We start from the raw sequence: 19,066 nt of genomic DNA on the forward strand, positions 1-19,066 counted from the left end.
AATGCTGATGAAGCAGCGAGCTGGAAGGAGCTGGCGAAGAGACCGGCATCGCCCACAGGCGCAATTCGATCTATTTCCATCGATGATGACACTGCAGGACGGGAAGCTTGTTCTTCGCTTTTCCAAGGTCAGGCCTTACGAGTGGACGTCCGTCCGAGGTGGGCCCCTTTCGAGGGGAGCGATGGGAGCTTTGCTCGGACGGCTCTCGGCCTGTGGCTCACGCAGTTCCACGTCCGCATCGGCGAGATTGGCGATGATCGGGCAGTCTGGTCGTCCGTCGCCATGGCAATGCTGAGCGAGGTTGCTGAGCGTCGCGATCATGTCCTCTATGGCCTGCCTTTTGTCCTGCAGGTCCCGCACGTGCTGGAGGGAGATTGCCTTCACATCGGCGCTGCTGCGATCCCGGTCGCGCCAAAGCGCGAGAAGATCGCCGATCTGTTTGACAGAGAAGCCGAGGTCCCGAGCCCGACGGATAAAGCGGAGCGCATGAACGTCATTGTCCGAATAGTCACGATACCCCGATTCCTGTCGGGTTGCCGTTTCCGTAAGTCCGATGGATTCATAGTATCGGATCATCTTGGAGTTGACGCCCGAACGCTTCGCTGCCTCACCGATGTTCATGTTCCAAACTCTCCTACTGCGGCTCGGCTGGGGTCACTCGGCCGGAACAAGCGCCGGCCGATGCGCCCGCCTCGCGGGAGTGGAGTCCACGGTCATCGGCGGTTGGAAGCGCTTCAGACGGAGCGCATTGCCGAGCACGAAGACGCTCGATGCCGCCATGGCGCCTGCCGCGAAGATCGGCGAGAGCAGCGTTCCGTTAAACGGATAGAGGATGCCGGCCGCCACCGGGATCAGGCTGGCGTTGTAGGCGAATGCCCAGAACAGGTTCTGCTTGATGTTGCGGATCGTCGCCTTGCTGAGCGCGATGGCGTTGACCACGCCGCGCAGATCGCCTGACATCAGCACAACATCGGCCGCTTCGATCGCCACATCCGTGCCGGTCCCGATCGCGACGCCCACATCGGCCTCGGCGAGCGCCGGAGCGTCGTTGATGCCGTCGCCGACAAAGGCCACGGTTCCGAAGCGCTGGCGCAGCGCCTTGATCGCCTTGACCTTGCCGTCCGGCAGAACCTCCGCCATCACCTCGTCGATACCGAGTTGCCTGGCGATGGCGGTGGCGGTTCTGGCGTTGTCGCCGGTGATCATCGCTACCTTGATCCCCAGCCGATGCAGCGCTGCGATGGAATCGCGTGTCGTCGGCTTGATCGGATCGGCGACGGCAATCGCTGCCGCGAGCCGGCCGTCGATCGCGGCATAGAGCGGGCTCTTGCCCTGGCTCGCCAGACTCTGGCCGACCGGCTCGACCTCCGCGAGGTCGTAACCGAGCTTCTTCATGTAGCGATCCGCGCCAATCTCGACTTGACGGCCATCGACGGTCGCAGCGACGCCGAAGCCCGGAACCGCCTCGAAGTTCTGGACGGCCCCAAAGGTGAGAGCGCGCAGCTTCGCGGCGGCGACGATGGCCTCGGCAATCGGATGCTCGGAGCGTTCCTCGACGGCGGCGACGAGAGACAGGACGTCGGACTCCCCGAACCCGTTGATCAGCGAAAGGTCGGTCAGCTCCGGCCGCCCCTTCGTCAGCGTGCCCGTCTTGTCGAGCGCGATGGCCTTCGCGCTCCTCAGCGTCTGGAGCGCTTCGCCCTTGCGGAACAGGATGCCCATCCTCGCGGCGCGTCCCGTGCCAACCATGATCGACGTCGGCGTAGCGAGACCCATGGCGCAGGGGCAGGCGATGATCAGGACAGCGACGCCGTTGACCAGCGCGAAGGCGAGCGCCGGATCGGGACCGAACACCAGCCAGATCGCGAAGGTCAGTGCCGCGATTCCTATGACGATTGGCACGAAGACGCCGGTCACGCGGTCGACCAGCGCCTGGATAGGTAGCTTGGAGCCCTGCGCGGCTTCGACCATGCGGATGATCTGCGCCAGCACGGTGTCGCCGCCGACCTTGGTGGCGCGGAAGGTGATGCTGCCCGTCTTGTTGATCGTGCCGCCGACGACTGCAGCGCCCGCGCCCTTCTGAACCGGGATCGGCTCGCCCGTGATCATGGACTCGTCCACGAAGGAGGAACCATCGAGCACGTCGCCATCGACCGGCACCCGCTCGCCGGGACGCACCTGCACAATGTCGCCGGCAACGACCTCGGACAGGGCAACCTGTACCGCTTTCCCGTCGCGAAGGACCTGCGCCGTCTTTGCCTGCAGGTCCATCAGCTGTCTGATCGCTTCGCTCGTGCGCCCTTTTGCGCGCGCCTCGAGCCAACGGCCGAGCAGGATCAGCGCGACGATCACAGCCGCCGCTTCGTAGTAGACGTTGTGGGTGCCTTCCGGCAGCAGGTGAGGCGCGAAGGTCGCGACCACGGAATAGGCCCAGGCCGCTCCGGTGCCGAGGCTGACCAGCGTGTTCATGTCAGGGCCGCCGCGCAGCAGCGCCGGGACGCCCTTGATGAAGAAACGCAGGCCGGGGCCGAACAATACCAGCGTCGTCAGAGCGCACTGCAGATACCAGTTCCCCTGCTGCCCGATGGTCTCCATCACCCACATATGGATTGCCGGAACCAAGTGGCTGCCCATTTCGAGAACCACGACCGGCACGGTAAGGACCGCCGCGAGCAGTAGCGCATTGCGCAGCGACCGCATGTCCCGCTCGCGCCGAGCGGCCTCCCGATCCTCGGCAACCGCCCCATTCGTCACCAGACGCGAGCCGTAGCCGGCGCTTACTACCGCAGCAATCATATCCGAGGCGGAAACAGAATTGTCGAGATACCGGATCCGCGCCTTCTCCGTGGCGAGGTTGACCGATGCATCAAGAACGCCGGGAAGCGCCTTCAAGACCTTCTCAACGCGTCCGACACAGGACGCACAGCTCATTCCTTCGACGACGAGTTCCGCCGTCTCGCTACCGACCTCGTAGCCGGCGGTCTCGACCGCGCCGACCACGGCAACCGGGTCGGGTTGTGCGGAAAAATCGACCTCGGCGCGCTCCGTCGCGAGATTGACCGACACGCGCGTCACCCCTGGCAGTGCCTTCAAGGCCTTCTCGACCCTCCCCACGCACGAAGCGCAGGTCATGCCTTCGATGCGTAGCCGCAACGTTGCGGATGGAGAGGCGCATGCGGTTGAGGTCGGCATGTCGTCAGCTCCTTGAATCACAGCTGACCGCGAACATGGTGCTTCCAACAATGGGAAGGTCAACGCCGACTGGTGCATTTTTTCGGCGGGCAGACCTATTGACCTTCCCATTGTTGGAAGCACCACCTTCACTCACGGAGTGCCAAATTGAGGAAAAAAGCCATGGTCTATCTGAAAATCCCCAACATGAACTGCGGCGGTTGTGCTGCGACCGTCACCAAAGCTCTCAAGAGCATCGACGTCGACGCCAGGATTGACGTCGACACGGCGCTGAAGACCGTAAAGCTGGAGAGCAAGGCAGACGTCGAACAAATCAGCGCGGTGCTCAAGTCGGCAGGCTATCCCGCGGAGGTTCAGCCCGGCTGACGCGCCTTTCTCTCGGGGCAAGGACAGGCGCTGGTCCGCTGGCCTGGAGCGGACCGGCGCTGTAGTGCGTTGTTCGGTGCGGAAACGCTGGGAGCCGTCCACCATTCCGGAGCCATCCCGATGCGCCGTGAAGCCGAGATCAACGACGCCGAGATCACCGAACTGTGCTCTCAGATCATGCCGTCCGAACAACATGAGATCGAGCAGACGGTGGGAGTTCTGACGCGACTTCAGGCACGGAGCTCCGTCCTCGGCAAATCTGAGGTCCGGGTGCGGGACGACGGTATATGCCCGCGCCTCGTCCATTCAAGAGCCGATCACGGCTGACGGTCCCGGCCACTCGAAATGCGGCAGCGTCGCAAAGGCAGCGTAGCCGAGCGCAATGGCCACCACCGTAGCGGCCGCCAGCGGGAGCCAGAAGCGAACCGGTCCCGCAACGGCGGCGACGGCCAGGCGGCCAATGGCATTCGTAGCGAGCGCCAGAAGCACGGCGTGTCCGACCGCCTCCATGGTTGCCGGCTGTCCGAGCAGCCGCAACGCGCTGAGCACTGCCACGTCGACATCGAATATTCCCGAGATGGCGGAGGTCGCCACCATCCCGCTGCTGCTTCCGACCGAAAGAGCGGCGCTCACGGTGGAGACGACCGCGAAGAGCGCCGCGAACAACATCAGCGGCCCCACCTCGAAGGGGTTGCGCGGCGGTTGCGTACCTTCGCCCGAAATGGTGTGGCGCGACAGCAGGAGGAGAATGCCGCAGGTCGCAAAGCCGCCGATTGCGGCCAGGATGGCCAGACCCGCGACGCCCAGCACCGACGGCGCGACGATGGCGACGATTGCCGTGACCCGTATCACGGATACGCCCGCCGCGAGGATCGCGGCACCTGCCAGCGGCCAGGGATTCGTTCCGGTCTTGGCGATCCGCGCCAGCGACAGAGTTACGGCGGTGGACGAGATGACGGCTCCGGCAAGACCGCTGACCAGAATACCCCGGGTCGTGCCGAGAGCCCGGACCGCGATGTAGCCGAGGAAGGAGATCGCCGCCGTCAGCACGGTGAAGAGCCACACCTGCCGGGGATTGAAGCCGCCCCAGGGATCGACGGCTCGATCGGGCAGCAGCGGCAGGATGATCGCCGTCATCACCGCGAGCACCAGAGCCGAACGAAGCTCGATCCAGGAAATTCGCCTGAGAAGCCCGTGCAGAAGCTCGCGACTGGCGAGAACCGCGGCGAGCGCGGCCCCACCGGCGGCGGCGGCGCGCTGATCCCCGACGACGGCAAGCGCCCCCAAGGCGAACACGCCCAGCGCGGCGATGATGCCGGTCACGCTGTAATCCTCATCGTGGAGGGACTCGCGTGCCTTGTACCAGGCGAAGACCGCCGTGAAGGCGAGGAAGCCGGCGATCAGAATGGAGGGAGCATCAAGGCTGGCGCTGAGAGCCGCCACCACGCCGCCGAGCAGTCCGGAGATGCCGTATGTTCGGATGCCCGCCGCGCGGCCGCCATCCGGCGTGTCGCGCTCGCGCCACCCACGCTCCAGGCCGACGAGCAAGCCAATGGCAAGTGCCAGACCGAGCTGCAGGATCAAGAAGTCCATGGCGTGGCCCGTGATGGATAAGTCACGTCATCAGCGCAGCTGATCATGACGGTCGCCTGTTCGTCTGAGCAGCACCTTGTCGCACCGATAGAATTGATCCCAAAGCGCTGCCACGACGCCGGCGAGAACCAATTGCCGCCTCATGCCTCGACCTTGACGATATCGCCGGACCGGGCGGCGTATTCCAGGGCATAGGCGAGTTCGGCACGCGTCTCGGCATGGACATGAAGCATTGGCTGGCCCTTGTCGATCTCGTTGCCCAGCCGCACGTCCATGCGAACGCCGGCGGCCTTGGCCTCGGGCGCTCCAGCGAGTTTTGCAAGCCGGGCGAGCTTTCGATTGTCGATATGGACGATGCGTCCTGCATGCGGGGCCACAAGCGGATGGACGTTGGACGCAGTCGGAGGTGTCCGCATCCCGCCCTGCGCCTCACAGATGGCTTCGAACTTCGCCCAGGCGCGCCCGTCGGAGAGCGTTTCGAGCGCCAGCCGAGTCCCTTCACCCGTTGCCACTTTTCCGCCGATTTCGAGCGCTGCACCCGCAAGCGTCGCGGCGCGCCTCCTGAGATCGTCCGGCGCATCGCCGGCATTTTGAAGGACAGCCAGGACATCGAGAGCCTCGAGCGCCGGCCCGATCCCCCGGCCGACCGGCTGTGAACCATCGGTCTGGAGACATATCGCGGTCAGGCCGAAACGCGCGGCGACCGCCCCCATGCGTTCGGCGAGGTGACCGGCGAGTTCCTCGCTGCGGACCTTGGCGGTCGGGCCGACAGGAATATCGATCACCACATGGGTCGAGCCCGCGGAAATTTTCTTCGACAGCACGGACGCGATGAGCTGGCCTTCGGTATCGACATCGAGCTCACGCTCGACGCGCACGAAGATGTCGTCGGCGGGACTGAGATGCACCGCGCCACCCCAGGCGATGCAGCCGCCTTCAGCCTCCACCACGCGCCGGAGCGTCGCAATGTCGAGGTCGACTGGAGCGAGCGTCTCCATCGTATCGGCCGTGCCTGCCGGCGAGGTTATCGCGCGTGAAGAGGTTTTGGGCATGATGAGGCCCTGCGCTGCGACGATCGCGACAATGATCGGCGTGGTGCGATTGCCCGGCAGGCCGCCGATGCAGTGCTTGTCGACGACGATCGGGGCATCCCAGCGCATACGCTCGCCAACCTCGACCATCGCGCCGGTCAGATCGGCGGTCTCCTGCTCGTCCAGAGGCAAGGCGGCGCCCGCCGTCAGGAATGCGGCAAGATTCACGTCGGTGTATCGTCCGGCGACAATGTCTTTGACAATCGCCGCGAAGGCGGATGCGTCGAGGCGGTTGCCGTAGATGCGCCGGCGCACGCTTGCCAACGATTCGATCGCCGGCGCATGTGTGACTTTAACGGCTTCGCCGTCCGCAATGCCGAGGATCGTCCAGGCGGTCTCAGAAAGAGCGACCTCGTCGAGCGCGATCAATTCGCCGCCCTCTATCTGAAAGAGCGTTGCCTGCACCTCCCGATTGCCTGTCGAAACAAGAACCTGCGAGCGTGCGGCAAGGCCCTCCGAACGGCAGACATGGCAGTCTGTGCGCATGATGACCACGGCCTGATGCTGGGTGTGCAGGCCAAGACGCTTGGCGCGGAGCATCGGCTGTGCAAGGGCGTCGGTCCGTTCGAGGGCTGCGGTCATAGATCGAACACCTGATCCTGACGGGGAACGCTCGCGCTCCATCCGAGATCCCTGTCGATGCGTACGCGCAGCGCCTCAGCGGCTTCGGGCTCGCCATGCACGATGAAGACACGCGAGGGGCTGTGACGGAAACCCGAGAGCCAGTGCATCAGGTCGTTGGCGTCGGCGTGAGCCGAGAGCATCGTCAGATCGTCGACCTCTGCGCGAACGGGAATCCATTGGCCGTGGATCTTGATCTCGCTTGCACCCTGCAACATGGCACGTCCGCGCGTTCCGGCGGCCTGGAAGCCGGAGAACAGGATGGTGTTCTTCTGTTCGGGCGCGAAAGCCTTCAGATGATGGAGCACGCGACCGCCGGTCGCCATGCCGCTCGCCGAGATCACCACCTTGGGATAGGGGCTCGCCGTGATCGCCTTGGACCCTTCGACATCTCTCGTATACGTCGCAATTCCGCAGATCGCGCCGCAGACCTCCGGTGTGAGGCGATGATCAGCAGGGTGCGCATGAAGCAAATCGGTCGCGTCGATCGCCATAGGGCTGTCAAGATAGATCGGAATGTTCGACAGCCTGCTGGCGGTCTTCAGCTTCCACAGATGATAGAGCAGCGACTGTGCGCGGCCGACCGCGAAGGCCGGGATCACGACGGTGCCGCCGCGTTGGACTGTGCGCTCGATCACCGCGCCGAGAACCTCGGTGATGTCGCCCGGTTTATGAATGCGATCGCCGTAGGTGGATTCGATGACAATGAAGTCGGCTTCCGAGACTGGCTCGGGATCCGGCATGACCGGATCGCCGTAGCGCCCGAGATCGCCGGAGAAGGTAACGCGACGGCCGGCCCAACCGATATCCGCGGTTGCAGCGCCCAGGATGTGCCCAGCATGGCGGAACATCAGCGTCGCACCGCCAGGAAGCTGAACGAGCTTTCCAAAGGGAACGGCTGAGAAGAACTCGAGCGCGCGTTCCGCGTCGCGAACTCCGTAGAGCGGCAAGGCCGGCTTGTGCTTCGAGAATCCCTTGCGGTTGGCGTATTCGGCGTCCTTCTCCTGCAGATAGCCGCTGTCTTGAAGGATCAGCTCGGCCACATCGCGCGTGGCCTCGGTTGCGAAGATGCGGCCGCGAAAGCCGTCGCGCACCAGCTTCGGCAGATAGCCGGAATGGTCGAGATGGGCATGGGTCAACACGACGGCGTCGATGCTGGAGGGCTCGACCGGCAAGGGCTCCCAATTCAGCTCGCGCAAGTTCTTGAGGCCCTGGAACAGGCCACAGTCGATCAGGATGCGCTTTCCATCATGAGTCAGGAGATGTTTCGAGCCAGTGACGGTGCCGGCACCGCCCAGCGAGGTCAGCGTAAGCATGGCGGCCTTCAGATCACGGGTTGGAAAAGATCGGCGGGGTTACCCCTACTGTCGACGGCGGCGCGTTCGGCGGGCGTGAGCAGATCGTCGCGTGACCAACCGGCAAGCGGGGTCGCCGCATCGATCAGGTGAGCCCAGGAGCAGCGATTGGCGAACAGCATGCCGTCGACATCGAGCGTGCCGCCCCGGCTGATATAGCCGCGCGCGGCGGTTCTCAGCGGTCCCCCGTCCAGCCGCCTCAACAGACCAAGCATCGGCTCGGGCCGCGTATGAGTGACGATGACGCGGGGAAGCTGCGGGGGAAATAGTGCGGCGAGATCCTCGTCGCTCGCGGTGAAGGCGGCCTCGATCGGGTCGCGCGGCGCACGGAAGCGACCCGGTTCCGCCAATGCCGTCACGACGGCTTTGAGGCCACGGGCCGAGAGGCGTCGTGACGCCTTGAGCGCCTCCTCGAGCTGATAGGCCCCGACCGCCACCAGTTGCAGGTCGGCTTCGCCGGGATTGCCATCGATATGGGCCGCGCCCTCGGACACGAACCGGCCAGCCGCCTCGCCGTCGAGCCGGTGCGGCATGTCGCGCTTCGATACGATCAGGCAGGCTACCTGGCCGCGTCCGTCATAGACCGATCGCAGCGCGGCCATTGCGCTGTTCGCGTCGACTGGAAAGAGCACCCGGGCTGTGTCCGACATCTCGCCGAGCAGTGCCTCGCCAATCGTCGGGTCCTGGTGCGATTGCTCATTCTTGGAGTTCTCCCAGGTGTGGGAGGTGACGACGAGGGGCACCGAGATCCAGCCGGACTCCTGACCGACCTCGCGACGACGCCGGGCGAAGACGATCTCCTGACGGAGGCCGCCCAGCATCTTCATGGCGAAGGCCTCATAGCTGACGATCAGGTTGAGCCCGCCTTTGTTGGCGAGCGCCGCACCTGCAACTGCTTCCTCGTTGAGCGCGGTGATGACGGCGCCATCAACGGCTTCGGCTACCCCGGGCTCGGCGACGTTGACGCGATGCCGCAGACGATCGAGCGCGGCGCCCATATGGTTGGAGCGCAACTCGTCGGGATTGCCGAGCCGCGGCCGTAAATCCGGATTGGCATCGACGACGCGCACGAACCAGCGGTCTAGCGCATGCATGGCGCAATCCGGCGGATCGCCCACGCGGATCCATTCGGGTTCGGGGAGCTGGGGTGACGGCGGGCTTCGCAGTGCGAGGGGATGGCGGCTTTCGAGCGGCCGGTTCTGCGGGTCGTGAATGGCAAGCGCGCCGACCGCGCGGTCAATCTCTTGCAGCGGAACGAAGAGCGCTGCTGCAGCTTCGTTGAAGGCGTTTCGTGCCGCGTCATCGCGCGACGGGTTGCCGTCGATCGGAAGGTTGTGCGCCGCATTGGTGCCGGCGCCCGGAAAGCCGAACCCCTTGATCGTCTTGGCGATCACATAGGGGATGGGCGCGGGATAGACGTGATCGGCATCGGCGGCGAAACGTCCGAGCCGCTCCTCGGCCGTGAGGATCGCCCAGGCGAACGCGGCCGGGTCGCGGCCGTCGATCGCGAAGGGATCGAAGCCGTTATGGCGAAGATGGGCCGCGAGCCAGTCGACCCCGCCCTGCTGGGCAATCTGAGCGCGCTCCTCGATGCGGCGTCCGTTGAGGATCATGATGGGGATCGCGAGGCCGGAATCCTCGGCGCGCCACCAGCGGGGTGTCCAGTCGGAGCCGCGCTGCTCCTCGAAGGCACCGTCACTCAGGAAGGCGATGAGACTCTCTCCGGGAAGCGGCATGTGCACATATTGCACCTCCGCGAAACCAAGATAGCCTCCCTCCGAGATCGCCCCGGCGGTGTTGGGACCAGCATGGCTGCCCAGCGGGACCGCGGCGCGACCCTCCGCATCGATCGCATAGGAATAGAAGTCGGCCGCGAGCTGAGAGAGCCCCTTCTCGGTCCGGTCGTAGCGGCCTTTCTGCGTCGGCGAGACGTCGCCAGTGAGCGCATTGACGGCCTCGATCGCTGCGACGCAATGGCCTTGCCCCATCAGCCACGAGCGGGTCTTGGCGGTGATCGTGTTGGCGGTGAGATAGCCGACAAAAGCAGGAACCATGTTGAGCGAGCCACCGGTATGGCCTTCAGGCGTCGGCTTGAACGCAGCGGCCGGCAGCGGCGCGCCGGAGAGATTGACCCGGCTGGCATAGGTCATGTGGACGACGGTCCACATCGCCGCGCAGGCCAGACGGTCGGCAGCGGCGAGCAGCCGGTAGAGCCTGTCGGGCGCCATGTATCCCGAGGCTGCGAGTGCTGCAACACGCTCGACCGTCTCGGCGCTGTGCTCGATGGGCCCGTAGCCCTTCTGCCAGATCGCGAATGCGTCCGATGTCATTTCACTCATGTTGCGCTATCACCTTTTCCTTGTCGTGGGACCGGCGTCCGCGTTCGACTGACGCCGCTTGTCCATGGCGGAGGATCGCTGGCCGGAAAGGAGTCGATGCCGGCGCGTTCGACTTCATCGAGCGGTTCGGCCGGCCGCCTGTGGCGGACAATATCCCGCGGGACATTCCGGGCGGCCGAGATGGCGGCGGCTATCAGGGGTGCGAGACGGATGGCGTTGCTCGCATGCAGGACAGAATCGCTCGAAACGATTCTGTCGGCGACGGCCAATAAGCGCTGGTAGGAATCCTCGGCGAAGAGGCCATGGATGACGGCGCAGATGGGCCGCGCGAACCCCTGGAGCGGAAGCTTGCATGCGGCTTCAAAGAGCGTGTCGCCGGACGACGCGATGTCGTCGACGAGGACCGGCCGGAGGCCGCTCCATTGCGAGAGGTCGGGGAGCTCGACGTCGACGCTGCGGTCGCCGTGCCTGGTTTTGCTTAGAACGGCATGGGGTGCGCCGATGCGCGCGGCAATGGCCGAGACCCACTGCTCGCTTTCCTCGTCCGGCCCGATGATGAGAGGCTTCTGCACCTCAGCCGCGATCCAGTCGGCGAGAAGCGGCGCGGCATGAAGCGTCTCTGTCGGGATCGTGTAGAGTGCGGAAAGAGCGGCATAGCGATGAAGGTGCGGGTCGACGGTCACCAACCGGTCGAAGGTCGAGGACACGAGGCGGGCAAAGGTCTTCGAGGTCACCGCTTCGCCGGGCAGAAAGCGACGGTCTTGCCGCATATAGGCGAGATAGGGCGCAACGAGCGTGACCTCGCGCGCACCGAGCGACCGGGCCGCATCGGCCGCGAAAACGAGACGCAGGAACCCGTCATCCGGCGGCGCCAGGGTGCAGACGAGATCGACGGGACGGTTCGCAATATTGGAGAGAATCCGAACGTAGGTCTCGCCGTCGGGAAAGCGGCGCGTCTCGATCGCACCCAGTTCCCATCCCCCGGACTCGGCAAGATGTCGGGCGAAGATTTCGTTTCCGGGCAAGGGAAGGATCAGGCGCATGGATCATGCCCCTCATTTCTTCCGGTAGAACCGCAGAAACTGCGCGTTGATGGCGACGATGACGGTGCTGGCCGACATGAAAACGGCGGCGACGGCTGGGGTCATCAGGAAACCCGTTCCGAAGGTGATGCCGGCCGCCATCGGGATGGCGATTGCGTTGTATCCGGTCGCCCAGATCAGGTTCTGTACCATCTTGCGGTAGGTGGCGCGTGACAGGCCGAGGATCGCGGCCACATCGCGCGGATCGCTTCTGACCAGGACGACGTCGGCGGATTCCACGGCAACGTCGGTGCCAGCGCCGATGGCGATCCCGAGATCGGCCACGACCAGCGCCGGCGCGTCATTCACGCCGTCGCCAACCATGGCAACCTGCAGTCCGCGCGCCTGCAGTTCCTTGATCTTCTCGGACTTCTGATCCGGCAGCACCTCGGCGAAATATTCAGCTATGCCCAGTTCGTCCGACACCGCTTGCGCGACCCCCTTGGCATCGCCGGTGAGCATCACGGAGTTGATCCCGAGCGCCTTCAGTTCGGCGATGGCCTCCTTCGATTCCGGCCGGACGATATCGGCCAGCGCGAACAGCGCGCGCGGCTCGCCGTCGCGGACGAGCACGACCACTGTCTTGCCCTGGGCCTCCAATTGTTTGAGTCGCTCGTGGCCGATCGCCTTGCCCTGCCTTGCGAGATGGCCGGGGCTGACGATACGGATGTCGGCGCCGTCGACCTTTGCGGCGATACCCTCTCCGGTGATGTTGCTGACCTCGCTTGCCTTCGGGACGGTCAAGTTGCGATCCCTGGCCTCGGCGACGATGCCGTGGGCGATCGGATGCTCGGACTGGCTCTCGGCCGCTGCCGCCAAGGCGAGTTCCTCCTTCTCGTCACCGCCGGCGAGCAGCACGATGTCGCTCACGCCAAACCGGCCCTCGGTCAGCGTTCCGGTCTTGTCAAAGACCACCGCATTCAGATTGCGCGCGCGTTCAAAGGCCGCGCGGTCACGGATCAGAAGTCCGTTTCCGGCGCTGAGCGAGGTGCTGACGGCGACGACGAGCGGAACGGCAAGCCCGAGCGCATGCGGGCAGGCGACGACCATCACCGTCACCATGCGCTCGAGCGCGAATTCAAGCGGCGCGCCGAGAACGAGCCACCAGACGAAGAGCGTCCCGAAGCCGACGGCGAGAGCGATGTAGGTGAGCCATGAGGCCGCCCGGTTGGCGATGTCCTGCGTCCTGGATCGCGTCGCCTGCGCCTTCTTCACGAGGTCGATGACCTGCGCGAGATAGGTGGCATCGCCGGTGGCCGTCACCTCGATGGTCACGGCGTTGGCGCCGTTGATCGCGCCGCCGATGGCGGTGGCGCCGACCGTCTTCGAGACCGGGCGGGATTCGCCAGTCAGCATCGCCTCGTTGAAGCCGGACGACCCCTCGATGATCCTCCCGTCCACGGGCACCTTGGCGCCCGGGCGGACGAGAACCCGATCCCCCGGTTGCAATGCGGAGATGGCGACCTCTTGCATCGAGCCGTCGGCGCCGATCTTGGTTGCGCTGTCGGGCAGCAGCCGGACCAGTTCCTCGAGCGCGCGCGACGCACCCATCACGGAGCGCATCTCGACCCAGTGGCCGAGAAGCATGATCGCGACCAAGGTCACGAGCTCCCAATAAAATGGCTCTCCCGGAAAGCCAAAGGTGGTGGCGGCCGAGAAGAAGTAGGCGGCCGAGATCGCCAGTGCGATCAGGGTCATCATTCCGGGCTGCCCCTTGCGCAGCTCGGACAGGAAGCCGGTGAGAAACGGCCAACCCCCATAAACATAGACGATCGTTGAAAGAGCGAAGAGAACCAGTCCATCTCCCGCAAAGGCGAGCGTCTCGGCAACGCCAAGCCAGTGCTGGATCATCGGCGACAGAAGCAGGACCGGCGGCGTGAGAACGAGCGTGACCCAGAACCTTCGGCGGAAGTCGGCGACCATCGCACCATGATCGTGCCCGGCATGCTCGGAATGACTGGAACCGGCCGCTGCCACGATCTTGGGATCGGTGTGATGATCGTCTTGGCGCCGGCCGCCAGCGTGATCGGCATGACCATTGTGATCGTGGGCATGTGGCCGGTCAGAGGTCATTCTACGAGATCCTGCTGTTTGCTACGGCCTTTGGGAGACCATGGTGCTTATGGAATGCTCGACGAGGTTCGGCCCGCGCGCCCGCGACGTGAGCGCCATTTCGTGCCGAGCCTGCTTGGTCGCCGGCTCCCCACGGCACGTCTTTGATCGAGGTTAAGTTCGCCGATGGGCCAAGAGGTCATAGGTGAAGCTCAATCTCGGCGTCGCACTCCGACGGCCGAGCGGTAGCGGCCTGCCGTGTCGGATCGTGCGAGGCTCGGGCGGCAGACGATTGTCGAGACGGTAACCCCGACCCACGGACGGAGAGTCGCCGAGCCACCCGGCGTGCGTCAGCTTGAGCATGCCGGACCTCAGAACCGGTTGCATTTGCCGCCGTTCCAAAACTTCAATGCCGGAAAAAATGTCGCCGACACGCTACCATCATTTGTGCGACAACCCTGCGCTTCATCCTCCCCTGGCTGAGTTCGCTCGACCGGAATCGGCACTACCGCCGCCATGAGCCTTCACCATAGAGCTCTTGCATGCGCGGCCGATCGACGTGGGAGGCGAGATGGGTCTGGTCCCGAGCGCGGGATGAAGCCGGCCATCGACAGGCCGCGACCATGCAACCGGGACTGGAGCAGACGTGGAGACGATCTCAGTTGCCTTGATCCTTCTACTGGCCGTTGTGATCAGCGGTGCGCTCGCGCGCATGTCGCCGATCGCCCTGCCGCTTCCCCTTTTTCAGATCGCGCTCGGCGTGGTCATCGCGTCGGTGGCCAATCTCGGCGTCGAACTGGAACCGGAGATTTTCTTGCTGCTGTTCCTGCCGCCGCTCCTGTTCCTGGACGGCTGGCGCATCCCCAAGGAGGGTGTGTTCCGGGACAAGGGCACGATTCTGGAGCTTGCCTTCGGCCTGGTCGTGTTCACGGTGGTCGGCGTCGGCTTCCTGGTGAACTGGATGATCCCGGCCATGCCGCTGGCGGTTGCTTTCGCGCTGGCGGCCATCGTCTCGCCCACCGATCCGATCGCGGTGTCGGCCATTGCTGCCAGAGTTCCCATTCCCAAGCGGCTGATGCACATCCTCGAAGGCGAGTCCTTGCTCAACGATGCGTCGGGCCTGGTCTGCATGCGCTTCGCTGTTGCCGCGGCCCTGACCGGCACATTCTCGCTCGCGGAGGCCGCCGGCACGTTCCTGTGGGTCGCGATCGGCGGCATTGCGATCGGCACGGGCGTGACCTGGTCGGCGACCAAGGCGAAGAACTGGATCTCGCGCAAATTCGGGGAGGAGACCGGCTCGCAGATCCTGATCAGCCTGCTGATCCCCTTCGCCGCCTATCTTCTGGCCGAGCGTCTTCATTGTTCGGGGATTCTCGCCGCGGTCGCGGCCGGCATCACCATGAGCTATGTGGTGCAGACCGGACAAGCGCTCGCCGTCACCCGTGTCCGTCGCAGCGCCGTCTGGGACACGGTCCAGTTCACCGCCAACGGAATCATTTTCGTTCTGCTGGGCGAGCAGCTCCCTCAGATCCTGGCCGGGGCGGCGCAGGTCGTGCACGAGACCGGGCATCACGAGCCGGCCTGGCTCGTCGTCTACGTCGTCGCCATCAACCTGGCGCTTGCGGCATTGCGGCTTCTGTGGGTTTGGACCTCGCTGCGTTTCACCTTGTTCCGGGCTGCGCGCCGGGGTGAAGCCCTCGTCACGCCCAGTTGGCGTCTGATCGCCGCCATGTCGCTTGCAGGCGTGCGCGGAACGATCACGCTCGCCGGCGTTCTGACCTTGCCGCTGGTGATGGCCGACGGGACAGCGTTTCCGGCGCGTGACCTCGCCATCTTCCTGGCCGCCGGCGTGATCATCCTGTCGCTCGTCGCCGCCAGCATCGGCCTACCGCATCTTCTCAAGGGGCTGGAACTGCCGCCGGAGCCTTCGCATCAGGAAGACGAAGACCGCGCCCGGATCGCCGCGTCCGAGGCGGCGATCCGGGCCGTCGAGCGGGCCCAGCATGATATGGGCGAGGGACGCAGCGACGCCGATCTTTACGTGGATGCCGGAGCGCGAATCATGGAGCTTTACCGCCAGCGCATCGATGGCCGTTCCAAGACTGGCGAGGAGCGCGATCTCGCCCGGAAGATCGACGAGATCGAACGCAGGCTGCGCCTGGCGGGCTTGCGTGCCGAACGCGACGAGATCTATCGCATTGCTCGCGGCCGGAGCCTCACAGACGAGGCGGCGCGCAAGCTGGTCAGGGAAGTCGATCTGCTGGAAGCAAGATTCAGAGTGACGTGAGGAACCTTCGATAAGCGCACGAAGGGTGCCGCAACACGACCGTGGCGTCGCTTCAGGAAGACACTCATAAGCTTTGCGGGAGTGCTGAGCCGCGCCAACAAAGGGCGCGGCTCGATTTCCGAGTGGTGCGAGGCAGGGCCTGCTAGAGCCTCGGCTTGGAGGGGATCGTGGCCCCACCCGTCATCGTCGGCATTTGCAGATCGCCCGGCGGCATGGATGACATATACGCGGGCGCCTGTCCGCTCGGGAAATCCGCCTTCTGGACGTCGAGAAACTCGTGACGTTCACGCTCCTCTTGGGAAAGCGTAGACGGATAATAGTCAGCGAAAGCAGGTGCCGCAGACAGCAGAGCCACCATGCCACCGAACAGGATCTTCCTCAGGGCCATATCAACTTCCTTTTTCAAAGCACTGTCGCGATGCCCGGAAACTGCGGGAAGAGACGCAGATGCGATGTGAAGGATTTCACGTTCGGCTTCACAAAATGGTGTGGTCCAAATAATAACTTATGTTAATTTTTCGTTTGTCATAAAATACACCAACGGATACGCAAACATATGTCTTCATACCTACACGTCCCTTCGTCCAACAAACCTATATTCATTTACAAATCTGCAAATATGTTTGTAGCTCATATGACACGTTGGCGGGTTCTGTCGATTTGGGTTTGCTAGCGGCGGAACGTGGCACCGACGTCGTCTGCGGCGATACCGCGCATCCGTGTCGACGATTCCGGTATGTTTGGTCAATGAATACCGATGCGGAAGGATCAATGAATACCGATGCGGAAGGAGAAGCGCGGCCAGGAAGCGGCGGTTCGGCCGATTCGAGTCGTTGCCACGTTCATGCTCGATTGGCCTGTCGAACGGGAGACACATGATCGCCTCGATTAGCGGCTTTCATGCCTTTCGCCGAATCGATCGGCTCCTTCTGCCTTGGGCAGCCTTGAAGATGTCGTCACCAGTATGTCGATACCTTGCTTTATTGCTTACCGCCATCTTCGTGATGTCTGCGGGGATGCTCCGTGGTGGCCTTGACAATGGCGACAGCGCTGATGTTTTCGCGAGCCTCGCACAGGAACGGTCCTTCGACCACATGCCGTCATGCCCAGATGGCAACGGAGTGTGCGGCGGCGCGTTGAATCATGGGCGGGAGCTCTCGGATTGTTCCGCGATGAGCTGTGCTGTGCTATGGCCCACGCGGGATCCCATGTCTGCCGAGCGGAACGCGCGTCGGCTCACGTTCCGTCTCGGGCACAGCTCGATTCGTGGTTCCCGGCCTAGCCGGCTGGATCGGCCGCCTCGGCTGACTTGATCCCGGCACTGAGGGCCGTTGGCCTGGCGGATGCATCCGCGGCGTCAATGTGACTTCCGGTGCAGCGGACGCGGTCCGTGCGGAAAGCACTGGCTGCTCCAAATCTCCTTCTGTCGAACTCTCTGGGCGAACGCGTCCGCGCCTCCTGGCATTTGCCGGTATGGAGCGAAACCCTCTCGACGCGCGCGCCTGCAAGGCCAGTGTCATGAATATCTTGCCTCTTGCAGCCCCCGCTTGTTCAGAATTACCGGATCACATCAGCCTCCTAGACTTTCTGGAAGACGCCCGCCTTCAGCTCGGTGCGCACAGGCGGACCATTCCGAAGGCACAACGCTTCGCAATCTCGGCCAATACCGCGTCAATGATATACGTCGTCGCGGATGGACGCTTGCGGGTGTCGATACCAACGCTGCAGGGCATCGACGTCTTTGTAACTGACGTTGAGCGCGGTGAACTGATCGGAGAATCAGCCGCTTTTGCGGATAACATTGTGCCCCTTGTTGTCGAGGCATCCGAGACCTCGGACACGTTCGTTATCGATCGGGCGAGCTTTTTTCGGGCAATTGCGGAGCACGGGGCTTTTTCAACGGCGGTTATGCGCGTCATGTGCCGGCGGCTGTGCCGTGTGAACCGGCGCCTCGTCGATACCGTCACGCTGCCGATGCACACCCGCTTGAAGATTGAGTTGGTGCGGTTGGCGAAATCGGGAGCGGACGGTACCCTGATGATAGACTGCCTGCCAACGCATGAGGAACTGGCTTTGCGTATTTCCTCTCAGCGCGAGGCAGTCACCAAAGAGCTCACCAAGCTAATGCGGTCTGGCTTCATTGTCCGAAGTGGCCGTGGCCTCGTAATTAGAGGCGATCAGCTTTCCGGCGATTGATCGGGAGCAGTTAAGCCGCGCCCTGGAAATGGGCGCGGCTTAACATCTTTCTAAGGGAGATCTGCCTTTCACATATTGGACTTGCCTTCGGCCGGTGAACTGAGCAACCTCTTCAGCGGCGCCGGCACGACGTTTCGCTGGGCCGGTGCGGTCAGCTGTGGCGCAGGGCCCCTCGGATAAGCCCCACGCTGGACATCCCGGAACTCGTGGCGCGCGCGTTCCCTTCCTGCCAACGTCGGCGAATAGGAATCCGCCATGACAGGTGTTGTGGCAACGATTGCGAAAGCGCCAAAGGCGAAGAGTTTGTAGATTCTCACGATGATCTCCTTTGGGGGCACTCACCCAGAAAGCTAAACGTTAATGAGGAGTCGCGGCCGCCGATGTGAGGAATTTCACGTCTGGCGTTTCGGCTACATTCGTTTGGCTCACTTGAAGGAAGGATGTTTGTTAGGGGGTTGCAGGTCCTCCTTGGCCCTCGCAATTTCCGCATCGAACGCATCATGATGATCGTCGTAGCTACTGACGAACTCTTTGACCAAAGGCACTGCCGAGCTTTCACACCAGTTAGAAAGTCGCTCGCGTTCTTCGCTTTGATTCGGTCCGTAGTGCTCTCTGATTGCGAGCAACGCACCGATGCGCGCTGCATTCGCCGAACGGACGACAACTTCCATCGCCTCAGCTTGAGGCAAACCAGAGATCACCTCGCTTCGAACGTGCAGCATGAGCTGTTGCGCATCGCCGACACTGCCTCTTGTTCTTTCAATGATCGATGGATCGTATTGAGCGCAATATACAACAAAATTGTGAACAATATCCGCTTTCGCAAGAATTCGAACGAGACTGTTATCATCGGCGGCGAAGGTTGGTGTCCAACAAGCGGCAAGTAGAATTG

General features: G+C 63.7%; 15 protein-coding genes. 4 read left to right on the forward strand and 11 right to left on the reverse strand.

Annotation, left to right across the window (positions count from 1 at the left end; all coding sequences use genetic code 11):
• Window positions 1-135: 135 nt before the first annotated feature.
• Window positions 136-621: a Cu(I)-responsive transcriptional regulator gene (gene cueR, locus V5F77_RS16955; RefSeq protein ID WP_429006530.1), complete on the reverse strand. Its 486-nt coding sequence runs from the start codon at window positions 619-621 to the stop codon at window positions 136-138.
• 33 nt (window positions 622-654) lie between these two features.
• Complete coding sequence (locus V5F77_RS16960; RefSeq protein WP_429006531.1) at window positions 655-3,192, reverse strand: heavy metal translocating P-type ATPase; 2,538 nt, start codon at window positions 3,190-3,192, stop codon at window positions 655-657.
• A gap of 162 nt (window positions 3,193-3,354) precedes the next feature.
• Here V5F77_RS16960 and V5F77_RS16965 point away from each other — a divergent pair, with 162 nt between their 5' ends.
• Together V5F77_RS16965 and V5F77_RS16970 are read left to right on the forward strand one after the other, a co-directional pair.
• Complete coding sequence (locus V5F77_RS16965) at window positions 3,355-3,558, forward strand: heavy-metal-associated domain-containing protein (RefSeq protein ID WP_213375400.1); 204 nt, start codon at window positions 3,355-3,357, stop codon at window positions 3,556-3,558.
• A 120-nt stretch (window positions 3,559-3,678) separates the two neighbouring features.
• On the forward strand, window positions 3,679-3,885 hold the full coding sequence (locus V5F77_RS16970; protein ID WP_429006532.1) for a hypothetical protein: 207 nt from the start codon (window positions 3,679-3,681) through the stop codon (window positions 3,883-3,885).
• Here V5F77_RS16970 and V5F77_RS16975 read toward each other — a convergent pair.
• From V5F77_RS16975 to V5F77_RS17000, 6 genes are all read right to left on the reverse strand, one after another.
• Window positions 3,865-5,151: an MgtC/SapB family protein gene (locus V5F77_RS16975; RefSeq protein WP_213375403.1), complete on the reverse strand. Its 1,287-nt coding sequence runs from the start codon at window positions 5,149-5,151 to the stop codon at window positions 3,865-3,867. The two genes, V5F77_RS16970 and V5F77_RS16975, sit on opposite strands and share 21 nt — an antisense overlap.
• Before the next feature lie 140 nt (window positions 5,152-5,291).
• Window positions 5,292-6,824 carry a thymidine phosphorylase family protein gene (locus tag V5F77_RS16980; RefSeq protein WP_429006533.1) on the reverse strand — a complete coding sequence of 511 codons (1,533 nt, stop codon included), beginning with the start codon at window positions 6,822-6,824 and terminating at the stop codon, window positions 5,292-5,294.
• Complete coding sequence (locus V5F77_RS16985; RefSeq protein WP_394040852.1) at window positions 6,821-8,179, reverse strand: MBL fold metallo-hydrolase RNA specificity domain-containing protein; 1,359 nt, start codon at window positions 8,177-8,179, stop codon at window positions 6,821-6,823. The genes V5F77_RS16980 and V5F77_RS16985 overlap by 4 nt, the downstream gene beginning before the upstream one ends.
• A gap of 8 nt (window positions 8,180-8,187) precedes the next feature.
• Complete coding sequence (locus V5F77_RS16990) at window positions 8,188-10,557, reverse strand: phosphoketolase family protein (RefSeq protein WP_429006534.1); 2,370 nt, start codon at window positions 10,555-10,557, stop codon at window positions 8,188-8,190.
• Window positions 10,554-11,600, reverse strand: a complete 1,047-nt coding sequence (locus V5F77_RS16995; RefSeq protein WP_394040854.1) for a ribose-phosphate pyrophosphokinase — start codon at window positions 11,598-11,600, stop codon at window positions 10,554-10,556. The genes V5F77_RS16990 and V5F77_RS16995 overlap by 4 nt, the downstream gene beginning before the upstream one ends.
• Window positions 11,601-11,612: 12 nt before the next feature.
• Window positions 11,613-13,562, reverse strand: a complete 1,950-nt coding sequence (locus V5F77_RS17000) for a heavy metal translocating P-type ATPase (protein ID WP_429006535.1) — start codon at window positions 13,560-13,562, stop codon at window positions 11,613-11,615.
• 775 nt (window positions 13,563-14,337) lie between these two features.
• Between V5F77_RS17000 and V5F77_RS17005 the strand changes: the two genes are divergently transcribed.
• Window positions 14,338-15,978, forward strand: a complete 1,641-nt coding sequence (locus V5F77_RS17005) for a Na+/H+ antiporter (protein ID WP_429006536.1) — start codon at window positions 14,338-14,340, stop codon at window positions 15,976-15,978.
• Window positions 15,979-16,120: 142 nt separating this feature from the next.
• On the opposite strand, the gene V5F77_RS17010 is transcribed toward V5F77_RS17005, so the two are convergent.
• Complete coding sequence (locus V5F77_RS17010) at window positions 16,121-16,366, reverse strand: hypothetical protein (RefSeq protein WP_429006537.1); 246 nt, start codon at window positions 16,364-16,366, stop codon at window positions 16,121-16,123.
• A 1,130-nt stretch (window positions 16,367-17,496) separates the two neighbouring features.
• Between V5F77_RS17010 and V5F77_RS17015 the strand changes: the two genes are divergently transcribed.
• Window positions 17,497-18,174 carry a Crp/Fnr family transcriptional regulator gene (locus V5F77_RS17015; protein ID WP_429006538.1) on the forward strand — a complete coding sequence of 226 codons (678 nt, stop codon included), beginning with the start codon at window positions 17,497-17,499 and terminating at the stop codon, window positions 18,172-18,174.
• A gap of 68 nt (window positions 18,175-18,242) precedes the next feature.
• On the opposite strand, the gene V5F77_RS17020 is transcribed toward V5F77_RS17015, so the two are convergent.
• Window positions 18,243-18,491, reverse strand: a complete 249-nt coding sequence (locus tag V5F77_RS17020) for a hypothetical protein (RefSeq protein ID WP_394015557.1) — start codon at window positions 18,489-18,491, stop codon at window positions 18,243-18,245.
• Window positions 18,492-18,599: 108 nt separating this feature from the next.
• Window positions 18,600-19,066 (reverse strand): hypothetical protein (locus V5F77_RS17025; protein ID WP_429006539.1); only part of this gene is annotated, 467 nt, incomplete at its 5' end.

The organism is Roseixanthobacter psychrophilus, from assembly GCF_043195195.1.
GTDB lineage: Bacteria > Pseudomonadota > Alphaproteobacteria > Rhizobiales > Xanthobacteraceae > NCEH01.